This window comes from Flavobacterium sp. GNP001 (genome assembly GCF_054343775.1).
In genome coordinates this window covers 2,765,427-2,782,291 of record NZ_JBTGUX010000001.1, presented here as the reverse complement: position 1 = coordinate 2,782,291, position 16,865 = coordinate 2,765,427, and the positions used below count along the sequence as shown (strand labels likewise).

At 37.5% G+C, this 16,865-nt stretch carries 16 protein-coding genes and 1 tRNA gene; 6 read left to right on the top strand and 11 right to left on the bottom strand.

Annotation, left to right across the window (positions count from 1 at the left end; all coding sequences use genetic code 11):
• Nucleotides 1-54: 54 nt before the first annotated feature.
• Together ACXX8U_RS11875 and mtgA are read left to right on the top strand one after the other, a co-directional pair.
• Nucleotides 55-1,167 (top strand): NAD(P)/FAD-dependent oxidoreductase, encoded by a 1,113-nt coding sequence (locus ACXX8U_RS11875; protein ID WP_458566020.1) that lies wholly within the window; start codon nucleotides 55-57, stop codon nucleotides 1,165-1,167.
• Nucleotides 1,167-1,913 (top strand): monofunctional biosynthetic peptidoglycan transglycosylase, encoded by a 747-nt coding sequence (gene mtgA, locus ACXX8U_RS11870; protein ID WP_458566019.1) that lies wholly within the window; start codon nucleotides 1,167-1,169, stop codon nucleotides 1,911-1,913. The genes ACXX8U_RS11875 and mtgA overlap by 1 nt, the downstream gene beginning before the upstream one ends.
• Before the next feature lie 67 nt (nucleotides 1,914-1,980).
• Here the strand turns inward: mtgA and ACXX8U_RS11865 are convergent.
• Nucleotides 1,981-2,054: transfer RNA gene (locus tag ACXX8U_RS11865), tRNA-Ala, on the bottom strand.
• A 125-nt stretch (nucleotides 2,055-2,179) separates the two neighbouring features.
• Between ACXX8U_RS11865 and ACXX8U_RS11860 the strand changes: the two genes are divergently transcribed.
• On the top strand, nucleotides 2,180-2,947 hold the full coding sequence (locus tag ACXX8U_RS11860) for an enoyl-CoA hydratase/isomerase family protein (RefSeq protein ID WP_458566018.1): 768 nt from the start codon (nucleotides 2,180-2,182) through the stop codon (nucleotides 2,945-2,947).
• Between the two features lie 117 nt (nucleotides 2,948-3,064).
• Here ACXX8U_RS11860 and ACXX8U_RS11855 read toward each other — a convergent pair whose 3' ends face one another.
• Nucleotides 3,065-3,286, bottom strand: a complete 222-nt coding sequence (locus tag ACXX8U_RS11855; RefSeq protein ID WP_458566017.1) for an Fjoh_0651 family PID-CTERM protein — start codon at nucleotides 3,284-3,286, stop codon at nucleotides 3,065-3,067.
• A gap of 51 nt (nucleotides 3,287-3,337) precedes the next feature.
• Nucleotides 3,338-6,130, bottom strand: a complete 2,793-nt coding sequence (locus ACXX8U_RS11850) for a beta strand repeat-containing protein (RefSeq protein WP_458566016.1) — start codon at nucleotides 6,128-6,130, stop codon at nucleotides 3,338-3,340.
• 308 nt (nucleotides 6,131-6,438) lie between these two features.
• Here ACXX8U_RS11850 and ACXX8U_RS11845 point away from each other — a divergent pair, with 308 nt between their 5' ends.
• Both ACXX8U_RS11845 and ACXX8U_RS11840 read left to right on the top strand, forming a co-directional pair.
• On the top strand, nucleotides 6,439-6,891 hold the full coding sequence (locus ACXX8U_RS11845; RefSeq protein ID WP_306264182.1) for a 6-pyruvoyl trahydropterin synthase family protein: 453 nt from the start codon (nucleotides 6,439-6,441) through the stop codon (nucleotides 6,889-6,891).
• Between the two features lie 16 nt (nucleotides 6,892-6,907).
• A complete protein-coding gene (locus ACXX8U_RS11840) occupies nucleotides 6,908-7,666 on the top strand; it encodes a UDP-2,3-diacylglucosamine diphosphatase (protein WP_458566015.1) in 759 nt (252 codons plus the stop codon).
• On the opposite strand, the gene ACXX8U_RS11835 is transcribed toward ACXX8U_RS11840, so the two are convergent.
• The 7 genes from ACXX8U_RS11835 to ACXX8U_RS11805 all read right to left on the bottom strand — a co-directional run bounded on the left by ACXX8U_RS11835 (nucleotide 7,663) and on the right by ACXX8U_RS11805 (nucleotide 14,412).
• The gene (locus tag ACXX8U_RS11835; protein WP_458566014.1) at nucleotides 7,663-8,019 is read right to left on the bottom strand and encodes a hypothetical protein; all 357 of its coding nucleotides are present in this window, start codon (nucleotides 8,017-8,019) and stop codon (nucleotides 7,663-7,665) included. The genes ACXX8U_RS11840 and ACXX8U_RS11835 overlap by 4 nt on opposite strands.
• A 107-nt stretch (nucleotides 8,020-8,126) precedes the next feature.
• Nucleotides 8,127-9,404 carry an MFS transporter gene (locus tag ACXX8U_RS11830; RefSeq protein ID WP_458566013.1) on the bottom strand — a complete coding sequence of 426 codons (1,278 nt, stop codon included), beginning with the start codon at nucleotides 9,402-9,404 and terminating at the stop codon, nucleotides 8,127-8,129.
• 4 nt (nucleotides 9,405-9,408) lie between these two features.
• The gene (gene recJ, locus ACXX8U_RS11825) at nucleotides 9,409-11,100 is read right to left on the bottom strand and encodes a single-stranded-DNA-specific exonuclease RecJ (protein ID WP_458566012.1); all 1,692 of its coding nucleotides are present in this window, start codon (nucleotides 11,098-11,100) and stop codon (nucleotides 9,409-9,411) included.
• An 81-nt stretch (nucleotides 11,101-11,181) separates the two neighbouring features.
• Nucleotides 11,182-11,526 (bottom strand): HopJ type III effector protein, encoded by a 345-nt coding sequence (locus ACXX8U_RS11820; RefSeq protein WP_458566011.1) that lies wholly within the window; start codon nucleotides 11,524-11,526, stop codon nucleotides 11,182-11,184.
• A 13-nt stretch (nucleotides 11,527-11,539) separates the two neighbouring features.
• Nucleotides 11,540-12,592 carry a flavin monoamine oxidase family protein gene (locus tag ACXX8U_RS11815; RefSeq protein WP_458566010.1) on the bottom strand — a complete coding sequence of 351 codons (1,053 nt, stop codon included), beginning with the start codon at nucleotides 12,590-12,592 and terminating at the stop codon, nucleotides 11,540-11,542.
• The gene (gene rsmI / locus ACXX8U_RS11810) at nucleotides 12,589-13,308 is read right to left on the bottom strand and encodes a 16S rRNA (cytidine(1402)-2'-O)-methyltransferase (protein ID WP_458566009.1); all 720 of its coding nucleotides are present in this window, start codon (nucleotides 13,306-13,308) and stop codon (nucleotides 12,589-12,591) included. Before rsmI ends, ACXX8U_RS11815 begins: the two co-directional genes overlap by 4 nt.
• Before the next feature lie 57 nt (nucleotides 13,309-13,365).
• Nucleotides 13,366-14,412 (bottom strand): DUF8457 domain-containing protein, encoded by a 1,047-nt coding sequence (locus ACXX8U_RS11805; protein ID WP_458566008.1) that lies wholly within the window; start codon nucleotides 14,410-14,412, stop codon nucleotides 13,366-13,368.
• A 241-nt stretch (nucleotides 14,413-14,653) separates the two neighbouring features.
• On the opposite strand from ACXX8U_RS11805, the gene ACXX8U_RS11800 reads away from it, so the two are divergent.
• Nucleotides 14,654-15,247: a thymidine kinase gene (locus tag ACXX8U_RS11800; protein WP_458566007.1), complete on the top strand. Its 594-nt coding sequence runs from the start codon at nucleotides 14,654-14,656 to the stop codon at nucleotides 15,245-15,247.
• Between the two features lie 79 nt (nucleotides 15,248-15,326).
• Here ACXX8U_RS11800 and rpoN read toward each other — a convergent pair whose 3' ends face one another.
• Nucleotides 15,327-16,793 carry an RNA polymerase factor sigma-54 gene (rpoN, locus tag ACXX8U_RS11795; protein ID WP_458566006.1) on the bottom strand — a complete coding sequence of 489 codons (1,467 nt, stop codon included), beginning with the start codon at nucleotides 16,791-16,793 and terminating at the stop codon, nucleotides 15,327-15,329.
• Nucleotides 16,794-16,865: the final 72 nt, after the last annotated feature.

Genomic DNA, 16,865 nt, shown 5'->3' with positions numbered 1-16,865 from the left:
TTCTTTCCTGTAATTAGCTTTAAAAAAGTATTATTTTTATAAAAAATTTTGAAAATGGATTTGAGTTATTGGGAGTTGAAAAATTGGTTTACAAAAGTAGATTACACCATCGTAGGCAGCGGAATCGTGGGTTTGCATACTGCGTTGCGCTTGCGCGAAAGATTTCCAGAGAGTAAAATTCTAGTTTTAGAAAAAGGAATGTTACCACAAGGCGCTAGTACCAAAAATGCTGGTTTTGCTTGCTTTGGAAGTATTTCGGAGATTATCGATGATTTGAATTCGCATTCGGAAGAAGAGGTGATCCAACTCATCCAAAAACGTTGGCAAGGCTTACAGCTTCTTCGTAAAAATTTGGGAGATGCCGCAATTGACTTTAAACCTTTTGGAGGTTATGAGTTGTTTTTACAAGATGATGAAAGTACTTTTCAAGAATGTATTTCGAAGCTACCTTTTATAAACGAAATTTTAAGACCGCTCTTCAAGGTAGATGTTTTTGTGAAACAAGTGGATCGTTTTGGATTTCAAGGCGTACAAGATTATGTGGTATATAACCCGTTCGAAGCACAAATTGATACTGGTAATATGATGCAAGCGTTACTAAAAAAAGCAATTGCAAATGATATTCTGATTCTAAACCAACAAATAGTTACGGCCTATACAGATTTAGAAAGTGGAGTAGAAGTAGCGCTGGGCGATTTTAGTTTTGTCACTCAAAAACTTTTATTTGCTACTAATGGTTTTGCCAATTCGCTAACTCAAGGAGCTGTGCAGCCTGCGCGTGCTCAAGTGTTAATCACGCAACCCATTCCTAATTTAGATGTTAAAGGGACTTTTCATTTAGATAAAGGGTATTATTATTTCCGAAACATTGGCGACAGAATATTGTTAGGCGGCGGTAGAAACTTAGATTTTGAAACCGAAAATACCTCGCAACTAGGGCAAACAGAAATTGTACAAAAAAAATTGGAACAATTGCTAAAAGAAGTAATTTTGCCGCAATATGACTTTGAAATTGCTCATCGATGGAGCGGTATCATGGGAATGGGAAATAGCAAAAAACCAATTGTGTCGCAATTATCAAATCATGTGTATTGTGGCGTGCGTTTGGGCGGAATGGGAGTAGCAATAGGCAGTTTAATAGGAACAGAATTAGCAGATTTAGTATAATGGGAACCAAAATAGCACCAAAAAAATCAAGACAAACTAGCAAAAACCAAACGAGTACTTGGCAATCAAAACTCAGAAATTTTTTGGTGAAGGCTTTGCTTTGGTTTTTTGGTATTTCTATTTTCTTTGTTGTATTGTACAAATTTGTTCCGGTTTATTTTACTCCGTTAATGGTTATTCGCGCTATCGAAAATAAGTTTTCAGACAAAGAAGTGTATTTTAGTCACGACTGGGAACCTATTGAAAATTTATCAATGAATTTGCAAAAAGCAGTGATTGCCAGCGAGGATGGCACTTTTTTAAAACACAATGGTTTTGATTTTGTAGCCATGCAAAAAGCCTATAAAAGCAATGAACGTGGCCGAAGAATAAAAGGAGGTAGCACCATTTCGCAACAAACGGCCAAAAACGTTTTTTTATGGCAAGGTCGTAGCTATTTGCGCAAAGGTTTGGAGGCTTATTTTACTGTTTTAATTGAGCTTATTTGGGGCAAAGAACGCATCATGGAAGTATACTTAAACAGCATCGAAATGGGTAATGGAGTATATGGCGCTCAAGCTGCCGCCGAACATTGGTACCGCAAAGGAGCTTCAAGCTTGACCCCGAAACAAGCTGCCGGAATAGCCGCGATTTTACCTAATCCACGAAAGTATTCAGCAACAAGTTCATCTTCGTACATTAACAATCGCAAAACTAAAATTGTTAGGATTATGCGTTCTGTTGGCAAGATCGATTATGCTAAATAAATTATTGAAATTAAATACAGACATAAAAAAACCGCAATAACTTGAAAGTTGTTGCGGTTTTTGTTTGTGGAGAATACCGGATTCGAACCGGTCACCTCTTGCCTGCCAGGCAAGCGCTCTAGCCAAATGAGCTAATCCCCCAATCTTGTGGCAAATATATGATTTTAATTATCCAAAAAACAAATTTCCAAAAAACAAATCCATTCCTTTTTCTTAAAAATTGAAATCATGCGGTAGTTTTTTTAACTTTACCCTAAAAAATCCCTATGTCATCAATACCGTCTACAGGTTCACTTACTATAACCATCAACGCAGCAGTTGCAACACTTACATTTGGCCACCCTGCAAGCAATTCGTTCCCAAGAGTTTTACTAGATCAGTTAACCGAAGCTTTAAAAGCAATGAGTGACAATCCAGAGGTATCTGTAATTGTAATTCAAAGTGAGGGCGAAGGCGCTTTTTGTGCAGGTGCCTCATTTGATGAACTCTTGGCGGTATCCAATGAAGCAGAAGGAGCCCATTTTTTCTCTGGTTTTGCCCATCTTATCAATGCCATGCGTTCATGCTCAAAGTTGATTATTGGTCGCGTACATGGCAAAGCAGTGGGCGGTGGAGTTGGTATTGCCGCAGCCTGTGATTATGTTTTGGCGTCTACTTCGGCTGCTATTAAACTCTCTGAATTAGCAATTGGAATAGGTCCTTTTGTTATCGAACCAGCTGTTTCTCGTAAAATTGGTAAAACTGCCATGTCCGAAATGACACTTGCTGCTCACGAATGGAAGTCTGCCGATTGGGCTGTTGCCAAAGGTCTGTACGCCGCAACCTATGCCACGCAACAAGAACTTGATGCTGCCGTTGCTTCGTTTAGCACCAAATTAGCGAGTTACAATCCGGAGGCATTGTTTGAAATGAAAAAAGTACTTTGGGAAGGAACTGAAAATTGGGATACACTTTTATTAGAGCGCGCCAGCATTTCTGGAACTTTGGTTTTGTCTGAGTTTACTAAAAATGCTTTGGCACAGTTCAAAAAATAGAATGAAATAAAGTCTCATTCAAATTCATGATTTGGCAACTTAATTAAAAATAGCAAAACCCCCGAAAATTATTTTTCGGGGGTTTTTATTGGTTTACAGTTTTAGAATTTATTCTAATTAAACCGATTTTTGAGCTGTGTTTTTAGAATATTTATATCCTGCAAAAATAGCTACAAGTGCCATTGGCAAAAGGTAATCATCTATTGGTGCTGCAGGAACATCAGCTCCTTCTAGACCATCGGTTGTACCATCAGTGTCACCTGGAGTTTGTGCTAGCATGGTAACACTAGACAGCATAAATAAAGCAACGATATAAAATTGTATTACTATGTTTTTCATGATTTAATTTTAAAATTTTAATTCCAGTATCTGGTTTCTATGGGCTACAGCTTAAAAAATAGCTTTTTTAGTTACGGTTTTATTATCGTCTGAAGTAATTTGAATTAAAACAGTTTGTTTGCTTGCCGTAACGTTTTTGATACTTGCTGTATTGGCATTTACCTCTTTTTGTTCTGCTATTAAAATACCTCTTATGTCAAAAACACGAATATTTTTGATGGTATTTTTGCTGCTAGATACGTTTAACGATCCGTTTTGGTTAAATATAACTACGCTATTCTCATCAAAACTTAGAGAGTTAACATCTAAAGTTTGGCTGGTTTTGAAAGTGATTTCAAAACGTTTTTTAAAAGTACCAGCATCACTTGTAAACGTGTAAGATCCTGCTTTTAAGTTTTGCTCTGTTCCTGCTTTTAAATCTTTAAGTATAATTTCTTGATTGCCTAAGAACAAACCATCAACATGGTCTAATGCAATGGCAAAACTACCTGCTTGTTCCGCTTTAAAACTTAATGGAACAATGTCACTAAAATCAAATGGTAATCCTTTGGCTTGGATTACAAATTCTTCTCCTTTTAAAGAGCTGGTTAGCGCGGTTTGATTATCATTGATGTATCTTCCGTCTAATGTATTGTCAATTTCGCTAGTGGCGCCATCCATATACGCTACCATCATTTGGTTTACATATTCCGTACCTTTAGACAGGTTTAGCCAGATTCTATTTTTTTCTGTTTTAGCAGTTCTTAGTATTTGATTTGAATTGTTGGCAGTACGCATATTATTATTAGTAAATGCAACTGAATTTGAGATTGTTTTTACAATAAATCCTTGTCCTACTTGAATGGTTCCGTTTGGTGTGATACCACCATTTCCAGGTGTTGTTCCTACAGCTCCTGCCATCGTGTAGGTTGCATAAGCAGTTCCTGCAGCAGCATTAGTTTTTCTCCAAAAATACAATGGCTCTGTAATGCTGTTCGCTGTGATAAAAGCATCAGCGCTTATAGTAGATGGATACGGATTTCCTACAGCATTAAAAGTACCCGGAGTCAAACCTGTGATCGTAATGTCTCCATTATTTGGAACTCCTTTAAACATTCCATTCCAGGTGGTAGGAGTAGTAGGATGATCAGTCGGAACACGAATTAAGTATCCATTTCCTAATGCAAAATCAGTAGTAGCTGGAGCAGCAACGGCTACGTAGATATTTGAACTTGGATTGTAGGTGTAAAAACGATTATCTAACGTATTAGGCGAAAATGCTTTTAATTTTTGTCCACTTACTGGTGAAGACCATAAACTGTAATCCAAAAGCATGAGTAAAGCTCCGCTTCGGTTGATGGTTATAGCGCCAGTATTGGTATTGGTAGTCCCATTTTGGATAAGATTAGCATTATTTTCAAGAACGAATGAAGATTCTGTACCGTTATTAAACAAACTATTCGCTACAGAAAGATTATTTCCTGATTTTACAGTTACTGTGCTTCCAGAGTCAACGGTTAAATTACCTGCAAGACCTCTATTGCTATTGATGTTGATGCTGCTGCTGTTAAGAGTCACGTTATTAGGAATTCCAACCCCAGCTGTTGTTGCGTTGCCGGTCCATTCGTTTCCTACATTGGCACCGCCAATAACGCCATTGTATATTAGACTTGAAGCAGCTCCATAAGTAGGAGTGGCACCTGCAAGTGATCCAGTTGAATTTAATCGTAGTGTCCCATTTATAGAGGGTGTGCCTGAAAGGGTAAGGGTTCCGTTTGTTGCTAATGTAGCCCCAGCATTTACAGTAGTACTTCCCAACAATGTTTGAGATTGATTAAAAGTAACTCCGTTTGTATTTGCTATGATCGCATTTGTATTTGCAGTAAAAGTAAGTGTTCCTGCATTGTTGATGGTTTGAGCTGTTGTACCATTAAATGTTAATGAACCAACTGCAGTTGCAGGACTGAAAGACAATGTTTGTCCTGCAGCAACACTAATGTTTCCTTTAATTGAAACTGCTGAGGTAAGATTTATGTTGAGAGTCCCTGTGGTAATCGTAAGATTATCTATGGATAAAGCCCCTGTTCCAGTAGGACTCTGACTAAATCCAGTAGCCGCAATTTCAAGGTTTGCGTAGGTTCTTCCTACAAATGAGGGGGCCTGATTTACAATTAATTTAAACAAACTCCCTGTTTGAAAAACAACTACAGATGCAGGTTGAGCTTTTTGAAAAGGATTAGATCCAGCAGCCTGAATAAAAGTAGACCCACTTGCAAATACCACACTATTACTAGTTCCGCTACCAAAAACATTCCCAGTACTATTCGTGCTTTGTGTAAAAACCGCTCCATTGGTAAAAGTTAAACCATTTGCATCAACAGCAGTTATAGCATTTGGAGTAGATGCTGTTGCGCTCGAGAATGTCATAGAACCAGCAACGATCCCAGTTGCTCCTGTTCCGATGGCAATTGTCAAAGGAAACGCGCCTCCTGTAATGGCCACGTTAAGATGAGAACCACTTTCAACAGAAAAATCTGCGCCGCTTAGACTATTAGTGATGGTTAGTATTTTTGCGGGTGTAGCTGATGTATTTAAAGTTACATTAGTATTTGTCGCAATTGTAAGACCGCCTATAGTTTGTGTAGGTACATCAGTTACAATAATTGTAGCTCCATTGTTGAAAACTAAAATATCGTTAGCTGCTGGCGTATCTCTGCTTGGAGACCAGTTTGCAGCAAGACCAAAAGACGCGCTGCCTGTTTGATTCCACGTATAGGTAGTTTGTGCGTTAAGTGATGAACTCAGGCTCAAACCCAAAAAGGTGAGTAACACAAACAAAACATTGTTGAGTAAAGTTTTTTTCATAGAAAAAGTAATAAATATGTGTTAGTTAGTTTTATTAAAATAATTAAAATAAGGATAGGCACTCTCTTATCATAGAGCATGTACTATCATTCTATTTGCTTTCAAATATTTGAAAGTCAAATATATTACTAATAATATTGACAAAACAATCGGTATGTTAATTTATTGTAAATTTTGGTCGGATTTAACGTGCTTTTCTATGATATGTTTTTTAAATTTTTGGTTTTATTGGCATTTAAGTGGTTTGATGAACAAAGCTTTTACTACAAATCAAAAAATCACTAAATTTGCATCAAAATTCAAGTCTAATGAGCAATATCAGAATTACAAAACAATTTAGTTTCGAGACCGGGCATGCCTTGTATGGTTATGATGGCAAATGCAAAAACGTACACGGACACAGTTACAAATTGTCAGTAACCGTAATAGGAACGCCAATCACAGATCGTTCTAATGTAAAATTCGGAATGGTAATTGACTTCACGGATTTAAAGAAAATTGTAAAAGAAGAAATCGTTGATCAATTCGATCACGCCACAGTCTTTAACGGTACTACACCACATATTGATTTGGCCAATGAGCTTATCAATCGTGGGCATCACGTAATTCTTGTTGATTACCAACCTACGAGTGAGAATATGGTAATTGATTTTGCAAAACGCATAAGCAACAGACTTCCAGATGGAATTACACTTTTCTCATTGAAATTACAAGAAACAGAATCGTCTTTTGCAGAGTGGTTTGCTAGCGACAATATTTAATATTTAGGCCGTTTTCATGACTGTACCTCCTAACAAAAAGATTTATTTTGCCTCTGATCAGCATTTTGGTGCGCCAACGCCTGAGTTGAGTTTTCCCCGAGAACAAAAGTTTGTGGCTTGGCTAGACGAAGTAAAAAAGGATGCCGAAGCGATTTTTTTGTTAGGTGATTTATTTGACTTTTGGTTCGAATATAAAACTGTTGTTCCCAAAGGATTTGTTCGTGTTTTGGGTAAATTAGCCGAAATTCGCGACAGCGGAATTCCTATTTATTTTTTTGTCGGCAACCACGATTTATGGATGGCCGATTATTTCCAAAAAGAATTGAATATCCCCGTTTTTCATGACAATCAAGAGTATACTTTTGGTAATAAAACCTTTTTAATCGGACATGGTGATGGGAAAGGCCCTGGTGATTTAGGGTACAAACGCATGAAAAAGATTTTTACCAATCCGTTTTTTAAATGGCTTTTCAGATGGTTACATCCGGATATTGGCGTGAAATTAGCACAGTACCTTTCTGTAAAAAACAAACTGATTTCAGGCGATGAAGATGTAAAATTTCTTGGTGAAGACAACGAATGGCTGATTCTTTATTCCAAGAAAAAATTGCAAACCAAACACTACAATTACCTTGTTTTTGGCCATCGTCACTTACCAATGAAAGTATCTGTCGGCGATAATGCCGAATACGTAAACCTTGGCGATTGGATTGTGTATTTTACCTACGGTGTTTTTGATGGTGAGAATTTTGAAATTAAAAAATTCGAATCTTAATTTAAGCCTTCTCCGAATACATACTTTTCCAAATTAATGGTAAACAAAGTTCCCATTACTAAGTCTTTAACCGCTGAAAGTTCGTTCCTAGTTACTGCTAAATCTATTTGAGAATTAGGTGTTTTTAATAAGAAACGCTGGCATTGTTGCTGAAACTCGCAACTCATACACGATTTATTGTTCTCAAAACTATCTTGAATACAATTAGCAAACAGTTGTAATTCTTGCGTAGTATAGTAAAAACCCATCTCTTTAAAAATAACTTGTACGCGATCTGAAAGAAGTTGATCTTCTTTTTTCCAATAAAATGCGGTTCCTAAATGGTTCTGGTAAATTGTTTTGATATCGTGCATGAGCTACTCTTTTTTACAAAGATAATTATTATTTAAAATAATTCTAAATAATAAATTGTAAAAAAGACTTAAAATTACATTATCGAGGGTAGCTTCGCTAAATATACTTATGCCTCGCTTTTTTCATGGTCTTCGACATCTTTTTGCAGGTCTAATTTTCTGAAAGTAGGTGATACCGCTCCTGTAAAAAATACCGTAACCAAAGTCATTACACCACCAAACACTACTGCATTTACAGTACCCATAAGTTTTGCGGTCAATCCACTTTCAAAAGCGCCTAATTCGTTTGAGGATCCTACAAAAATTGAATTTACAGCTGCCACACGGCCTCGCATCGAATCCGGTGTTTTTAATTGTAAAATGGTTTGTCTAATTACAACTGAAATTCCATCGAAAAGACCACTTAAAAACAAAGCGACAACCGAAATCCAAAAAACAGAGGATAATCCAAAAACTATCATACACAATCCAAAGGCAAATACGGCGAGCAATAATTTGATTCCTGCATTTTTTGTAAACGGAATGTAGGCCGAAAGTATCAGCATTAAAAAGGCGCCAACTGCAGGTGCGGCGCGCAACACACCAAAGCCTTGTGGTCCTACTTTTAAAATGTCTTGTGCAAAAATGGGTAATAGCGCTACGGCACCTCCAAACAAAACAGCAATCATATCCAATGACAAAGCACCCAAAATGGTCTTGTTGGTAAATACAAATCTTACGCCTTCTTTCAGGCTGTCCATTATGGGCTCACCAATTTTCGGATTTAAAATAGGCTTGGTTGCTATTTGAGTTAACGCAAGCAAAGCAAGAGTGGAGCAAAAAAGCACTACTGCCATTGAACTTGGTACTCCAAACCAATTGATCGAAAAACCAGCAACTGCCGGTCCAAGTACAGAACTTATTTGCCAAACAGAACTACTCCAAGTTGCTGCATTAGGGTATATTTTTTTGGGAACAATAAGAGCCAACAAAGAGAAAATAGTTGGACCTAAGAAAGCGCGGACTGCACCGCCCAAAAACACCAAAAAGTAAATGAAATACAACAAGGTCGACTTGGATATATCTTTTGTAATTGAGGGCAAAGTACATAAGAACAAGCCTAAACTAATAACTGCAAAACCTAAAATGCATTTAACTAGAAGCCCTTTTTTTTCCTTTTGATCTACAATATGTCCGGCAAACAAAGCCATCGTTATAGCAGGAATTACTTCCATTAAGCCAATAATCCCTAGCGATAGCGGATTTTTAGTCAAACTATAAACTTCCCATTCGATAATGATAAATTGCATCGACCAACCGAAAACCATGGTAAAACGCAACAATAAAAAAATAGTAAATTCTTTGTAACGTAGCGCTGCGTAAGGATCAGTTTTGATAGTGGTCATGGTGTTATGCTTTAATATCTTTTAATCGCAATTGGGTTGTAACGGTGCCGTTCCATTCGTTTTCCTCAATGCAATAAACAGCTTGAAAGGGTTTTTGATGTGAGGTAATTTCTAATTTAGCACCAAGATTAAATCCTATTGCCGCAATGCCAGCTGAATGATTCTGTTTCACAAAAAGGCGAATATGTTCGTCCTCTTTACCCATTGGCTTGCCGTAACCAGTATCTTTTACGTTTTTGGTTAAAAATACGGGAGTCATATTTTGTGGCCCGAAAGGTTCAAATTGTTTTAAAATCCGAATAAGTTTGGGTGTGATGTCGTTAAAATCAATCTCGGCATCGATGCTAATTTCAGGAATCAATAATTCGGGCGGAATGGTTTGTTTAACCTCATTTTCGAACGCATTTTTAAACGACTCGTAGTTTTCTTCTTTTAAAGTCATACCGGCCGCATACATGTGGCCACCAAATTGTTCTAAATGTTCGGCACAAGATTCAAGAGCATTATACACATCAAATCCTTTTACGGAACGTGCCGAAGCGGCATATTTGTCGCCACTTTTGGTAAAAACTAATGTCGGTCGATAGTAGGTTTCAATTAAGCGCGAAGCTACAATTCCGATGACTCCTTTATGCCAATCTTCTTGATAAACAACGGTGGTAAAGCGCTCCGTTTCGTCATTTTCAATGATTTGCTGCAGTGCTTCTTTGGTGATGTACTTGTCTAAATCTTTGCGTTCTGCGTTATAAGCTTCAATTTCTGAGGCAAATTGTTGTGCTTGTTCAAAATCAAATTCGGTTAACAATTCAACAGCGTGATTGCCATGTTTGATGCGGCCAGCAGCATTGATGCGGGGCGCAATGATAAAGACCACATCTGTAATATCTAAAGTTTGTTTTTTTAATTGATGGATGATTGCTTTGATTCCCGGTCTAGGATTACTATTGATAACTTGTAATCCAAAATGAGCCAAAACTCTGTTTTCTCCGGTCATGGGCACAATGTCTGCAGCAATGGCGGCGGCTACTAAATCAAGGTATTCCGTTAAATCAGTTACGGTTTGGTTCCTGTTGGCGCCTAGTGCTTGAATGAGCTTGAATCCAATACCGCAACCACACAATTCATCATACGGATAATTGCAATCGTCTCGTTTTGGATCAAGTATCGCTACTGCATCGGGTAGGGTATCGCCTGGTCTGTGGTGGTCGCAAATGACAAAATCAATGCCTTTGTTTTTGGCGTAAGCCACGTGATCGATTGATTTAATACCGCAGTCTAAGGCAATAATAAGTGTAAAACCGTTATCCTCTGCAAAGTCAATTCCTTTAAACGATACTCCGTAACCTTCGTCATAACGATCCGGAATATATGTGGCAACATTAGGATAAAATGACCTTAAGTAGGACGATACAAGTGATACGGCTGTTGTTCCATCCACATCGTAATCACCAAAAACCAGTATGTTTTCGTTTGCTGAGATGGCATTTTCAATGCGTACAATGGCTTTATCCATATCTTTCATTAAGTATGGATCGTGTAAATGTTCTAAACTTGGTCTAAAAAAAGCCTTGGCTTCTTCAAAAGTAGTAATGCCGCGTTGAACGAGTAAAGTGGCCACAAATTCTTCTACATTAAGTGCTTTAGCCAATGCAGTTACTGTTTCTTGTGGCGGTTTTGGTTTTAGTGTCCAACGCATACTGATTTTGAATAATAAATTGATGTTATAAATTTTGTAATCTTGAGCGCATTACAGTCGGCTTGAAATTGGATTATAGTTTTATTTTGCAACTAATGGACTTCCGTAAAATGCAACGCCATCCCAACTTGTTTTCATGAAATTACGAATGTTTTGGTGGTTGGTTCCATTTGGATCTCCCAAAACTTCTTCAAAATAATACGCTCCAAAACAAGCTAAAGTAGCATCTGGACTTAGTTGGTGCATTTCGGCGAAAGCCAAAAGTTTACACGAACCTGAATTTTCGCCAGCGGCATTGTGCTGTGTACCGTTTTCAAAGGCGGTTGGAGTAAAATCATAGTGGCTTTCAATAACTGCTATAGTATCTGCAAATGCGATTGATTGTGGTGTTGTATGTAATTTTTCTAAAAAAGCTTCAATAGTCATGATCTGAAATATATTAAAATTGAGATGAAAATTTTTTTGCCGCAGCAAGTGCCCCGTCCATGTAACCAGGATGTTGTTGCGCTGTTTCGGAGCCAGATAAGAATAGTTTTCCATTAAACTGGCTTTGTTGGTAGGCTTGGTGCCCATTATTTTGGTGTGCCAAAACAAGTTGATCGTATGGGTGAAAAGTCAAAGCTTCGTTTCGCCAAACGGTTTCATAATAGCCTTCGATTGCTGAGGCTTTAGGTCCAAATAAACTAGTTAATTGCGCAATTACTTTTTGCTGCCTTTCTTGAGATGAGAGTACTGCTGTGCCTGCGTTTAAAAAACCTTTTAATGCAAATCCTGTAGCAGTAGCGGTGCTGTGGTCGTACATTTCTTGAGTGATACTTGCCTGACTATACAAAGTTCCCGAATAATTGGCATCACGCCAAAAAGGAGTTTTGTAAGCCACGGCAAATTTAATGCTTTCGCCCATCCAAGTATGAGTTTTACGAGCCAGCTGCACCAGATTTTCAGGCAGTGCAGGCTCAAATTTTACTGTGTTAATGAGTAAATTTGGCGGAATCGTGCTAATGACATAATCGGTTGTAAAAATGGTTCCGTCACTTGTGGTTACTACCAATTGACTTTCTTGCTCTTGAATTGTAGTTACTGTGTATCCGGTTTTAATTGTTGCCGCAGCGCACAATGATACCAAGCGATTAATCAAAACGCTACTGCCGCCTTCAATTCCAAACGAAGGTCCTTCAGCATCAGATATTTCAAACTTTTGCGGAGGCACAAATGACATGGTTTCGAATAATGAAATTCCTTTGGTATGTTGTCTAAAATACGGAATTTGTAATTCTTGCAATAAAGCAACGAGATGCGTATGCTGGTTGCTAAACCAAGTAGCGCCCATTTCCATGGTTACGGGAGTGTTACCTGTGATTGTGTGAATGCGTCCGCCTACACGATCGCGAGCCTCTATGATTTCGACATCAAAACCTTTTTGAAGAAGTAAGTACGCAGTGTATAAACCCGTAAGTCCTGCCCCGATAACGATTACTTTCTTTTTATTCATGATTCACTTTGGTCCGAGAATTTACTTTTTTTAGGTTCTTTAATCGTCGTTTTACCCGCTACCACAACTACAATTTCACCTCTCGGTGCTGTTTTTTCAAAATGAGCAGCAACTTCTTTCACAGTGCCACGAACATTTTCTTCGTGTAGTTTTGATAATTCTCTGGAGACACAAATTTGGCGGTCTTCGCCAAAATAGGTGCTAAATTCAGCCAGAGTTTTTACCAATTTATGTGGTGAAACATATAAAATCATGGTACGCGTTTCCTCGGCTAATGTCAAATAACGCGTTTGGCGCCCCTTTTTTTCAGGTAAAAAACCCTCAAAAACAAACTTATCATTGGGCAATCCGCTATTGACTAATGCTGGTACAAACGCAGTGGCGCCAGGCAAACATTCAACCGCAATACCATGTTCAACGCATGCTCTTGTAAGTAAAAAACCAGGATCAGAAATGGCTGGTGTGCCCGCATCAGAGATTAAAGCGATGTTTTCGCCAGCTTGTAATCGAGCGATAAGATTCTCGACTGTTTTGTGTTCGTTGTGCATGTGATGGCTGTGCATGTGCGTGCCAATTTCAAAATGCTTCAACAGTTTGCCGCTCGTACGCGTGTCTTCGGCTAGAATCAAGTCGACTTCTTTTAATATTCGAATGGCTCGAAATGTCATGTCTTCAAGATTACCAATGGGAGTAGGAACGATATATAATTTTGACATAGTAGTTGGTATTTCCTAATTAGGAATGCTTAACAAAAGGCTAATTTGAAATGAAAATTACAAGAATTTCTTTTCGATGATATCCATAAATCGGTCTTCGTATTCTTGTTTGCCTTCCCAATTGTTATAATCTGGTTTTACCATATCTTGAACAAAATCTCTTGTTTCGTAAAATGAATTAAAAGTATTTATCTGACTCAAAACGCGATTGTAATCTTCGCTGCTGTTTGCAAATAAATGTTTGATAAAAGCCAAGCGATCATTTAAATCAATATGGATTCCTTTGGCTAATTTGTCGTTTAAAGATACAGCTTTAGCTTCTGGTTTTTCAATTTCAATTGCCTCCTCTACAAGTTCTGGTTGTTGCGGTGGAGCTATTTCTTCTGGAGTTTCAATGACAACAGCGGTTGGTATATTTTCAATTTGCTGTTTTTTAACGAATAAAGTATCGTGGTAATTTCCACCTAATAAATCTTCAAAAGAAATTTGGACTGCTTCTGGTTTTTTTATGTTTTCAAGTGGAGTTTCCTCAATTTCATCTGAAAGTAAGCTAAAAGCCGGTGTAAAGTCGGGAGTCGCAGCAAGTTCAGGTTCATCTGATTCATGTTGAGGTTCTAATTCTACAGCTGTTTCACTGTCAGTTGCTGCTGCTACTTCATCTTTTGTATCTTCTTCAACTTTATCAATGTTAATTGACTCTTTTACTTCAGTACTTTCTTCTTCATAGTTGGTGTTTGATTCTGCTTCCGGTATCAGTTCTGGCTCACTCTCTGCTTCAAGCTCAACGATTGATGGTTCTTCTTCAACTGTTTCTTCGATCGTTTTCTCGATTTCTGATTCTTGTGTCGTTGGAATTTCCTCTTCAACAGTAGTTTCAATTGCAGTGGCTTTTTCCTCAAAAATTGTTTCCAATTGCTGAGTTAATTCAGATAGACCAATAGTAGGTTTTACCTCGCTAAAGTGGTTTTCTACAAATTGTAAAACCGTTAATTTTTCATATAACTTTTGCGTTTCCAGATACAATTGATTGATGTCAGATTTATTTTTGAGCTGTAATATTCGATGCGCAATGCTGATTAAATCGGCTTCCAATTTTTTTTTCATAACAATTTCAATTATAAGAGGTTAGGCGGAAAATTTTTATTTTGATTTGATTGTATAAATGGTCTGATAATGAGGGATGTTGCTTTTGGACTTTTATTTTTTTTGAAATAAGTCTCAGCTAAACCTCGTTTTGATTTAATTTTTATACTTTTGAAACGACGTAAAAGTATAAAATTTTTAGGTCGTTTATACAGTACAAAGTAATAAAAACTATTCATTTTTTAAGTCAGAAAAATACAAAATGTTTCTCGAAAATACAGTAAATCACAAAGAGCAGTTTGGTTGGATCGAAGTCATTTGTGGCTCGATGTTTTCGGGTAAAACCGAAGAATTAATTCGTCGTTTGAAAAGGGCGCAATTTGCTAGACAACGAATCGAAATATTCAAACCAGCAATCGATACGCGTTACGACGAGGAAATGGTAGTATCACATGATTCGAGCCAAATTCGTTCTACACCCGTTCCAGCTGCTGCCAATATCTCAATTTTGGCGCAAGGTTGTGATGTAGTTGGTATTGATGAAGCGCAGTTTTTTGATGATGAAATTGTAAAAGTGTGCAACGATTTGGCCAACCAAGGCATTCGTGTTATTGTCGCAGGATTGGATATGGATTTTAAAGGAAATCCTTTTGGGCCTATGCCCGCTTTGATGGCCACGGCAGAATATGTTACAAAAGTACACGCGGTTTGTACTCGAACTGGAAATTTGGCGCATTATAGTTTTAGAAAAACTGATAATGATAAACTAGTTATGCTTGGTGAAACTCAGGAGTACGAACCTTTGAGCCGAGCGGCGTATTATCATGCGATGCGGAAAGATCAGGAGAAAAAATAAAGGTAATTATACTCTCATAAAAAAAGGGAAATTTGTACTGAAACAAATTTCCCTTTTTTATTTACTTTAATTTAAAACCTTACATCTTCTTCCTCATTCTCGCTACCGGAATATCGAGTTGTTCTCTGTATTTTGCAATGGTTCTTCTCGCAATTGGATACCCTTTTTCTTTAAGAATTTCGGCTAGTTGATCGTCTGGCAATGGTTTTTTCTTGTCTTCTTCTTCAATAGTGTTTTGTAGAATTTTCTTGATCTCCAATGTCGAAACGTCTTCTCCTTGGTCGTTCTTCATTGACTCTGAGAAAAATTCTTTAATCAATTTGGTGCCGTACGGAGTCTCTACATATTTACTGTTGGCTACGCGTGAAATGGTCGAAATATCTAAACCTACTAAATCGGCAATGTCTTTCAAAATCATTGGCTTCATTTTAGTTTCATCACCATCAAGAAAAAATTCTTCTTGGTAATGCATAATCGCATTCATGGTTACAAACAAAGTTTCTTGACGCTGACGAATGGCATCAATAAACCATTTAGCCGAATCCAGTTTTTGTTTGATGAATTGAACAGCTTCTTTTTGTTGTGTAGATTTGTCGCGAGAATCCTTATAGGTTTGCATCATTTCCTGATAATCTTTTGAAACGTGCAGTGATGGTGCGTTACGACCGTTTAGAGTCAGTTCCAATTCACCATCTATAATTCGAATGGCAAAATCAGGAACTACATTTTCGGTTACTTTATTGTTTCCTGTAAATGAGTTGCCTGGTTTTGGATTTAGTTTCTCAATCTCGTGAATGGCTTTTTTCAATTGTTCATTTGATACGCCGTACTTTTGAAGCAGTTTATCGTAATGTTTTTTTGTAAAAGAATCAAATTGATTTTCGATAATATCAATAGCCAAATCTACCGATTCCGTTGGTGTTTTGTGCTTTAGTTGTAACAACAAACATTCTTGCAAATCTTGTGCGCCTACACCTGCAGGCTCTAATTCGTGAATTACATGAAGCATTTTTTGCACCATTTTTTCGTCGGTGTAAATGCCTTGTGTAAATGCCATATCATCAACCATGTCTGGAATACTACGACGAATGTAACCCATATCATCAATACTTCCTACCAGGAATTCAGCAATTTCGCGCTCATCATCATTCAAGATAAAAGTGTTCAACTGATTGATTAAATCTTGGTGAAAACTTATTGGCGCAGCAAAAGGTGTTTCGCGATCCTCATCATCATCGCTATAATTGTTGGCCTGAGTTTTGTAATCAGGTGTTTCGTCGTTGCTCAAATACTCATCTATATTGATGTCTTCAGCGTCAATTCGCTCTGATTCGGCATCATCATAATCATCGTAATCTTCATTTTCAAACTCGTCCTTATCGTAATCATCTTCTTCTTTACCGGATTCTAGTGCCGGATTCTCGTTCATTTCTTCGAGTAAACGTTGTTCAAAAGCTTGCGTAGGCAATTGAATTAACTTCATCAGCTGGATTTGCTGTGGAGATAATTTTTGTGATAATTTTAAATTTAAGAATTGCTTTAGCATTTTATATTTTGTTGTTTTTGTTTAATGTTTAAAGTTTCAGGTTGTTGAACTTGAAACTTTAAACCTTGAACT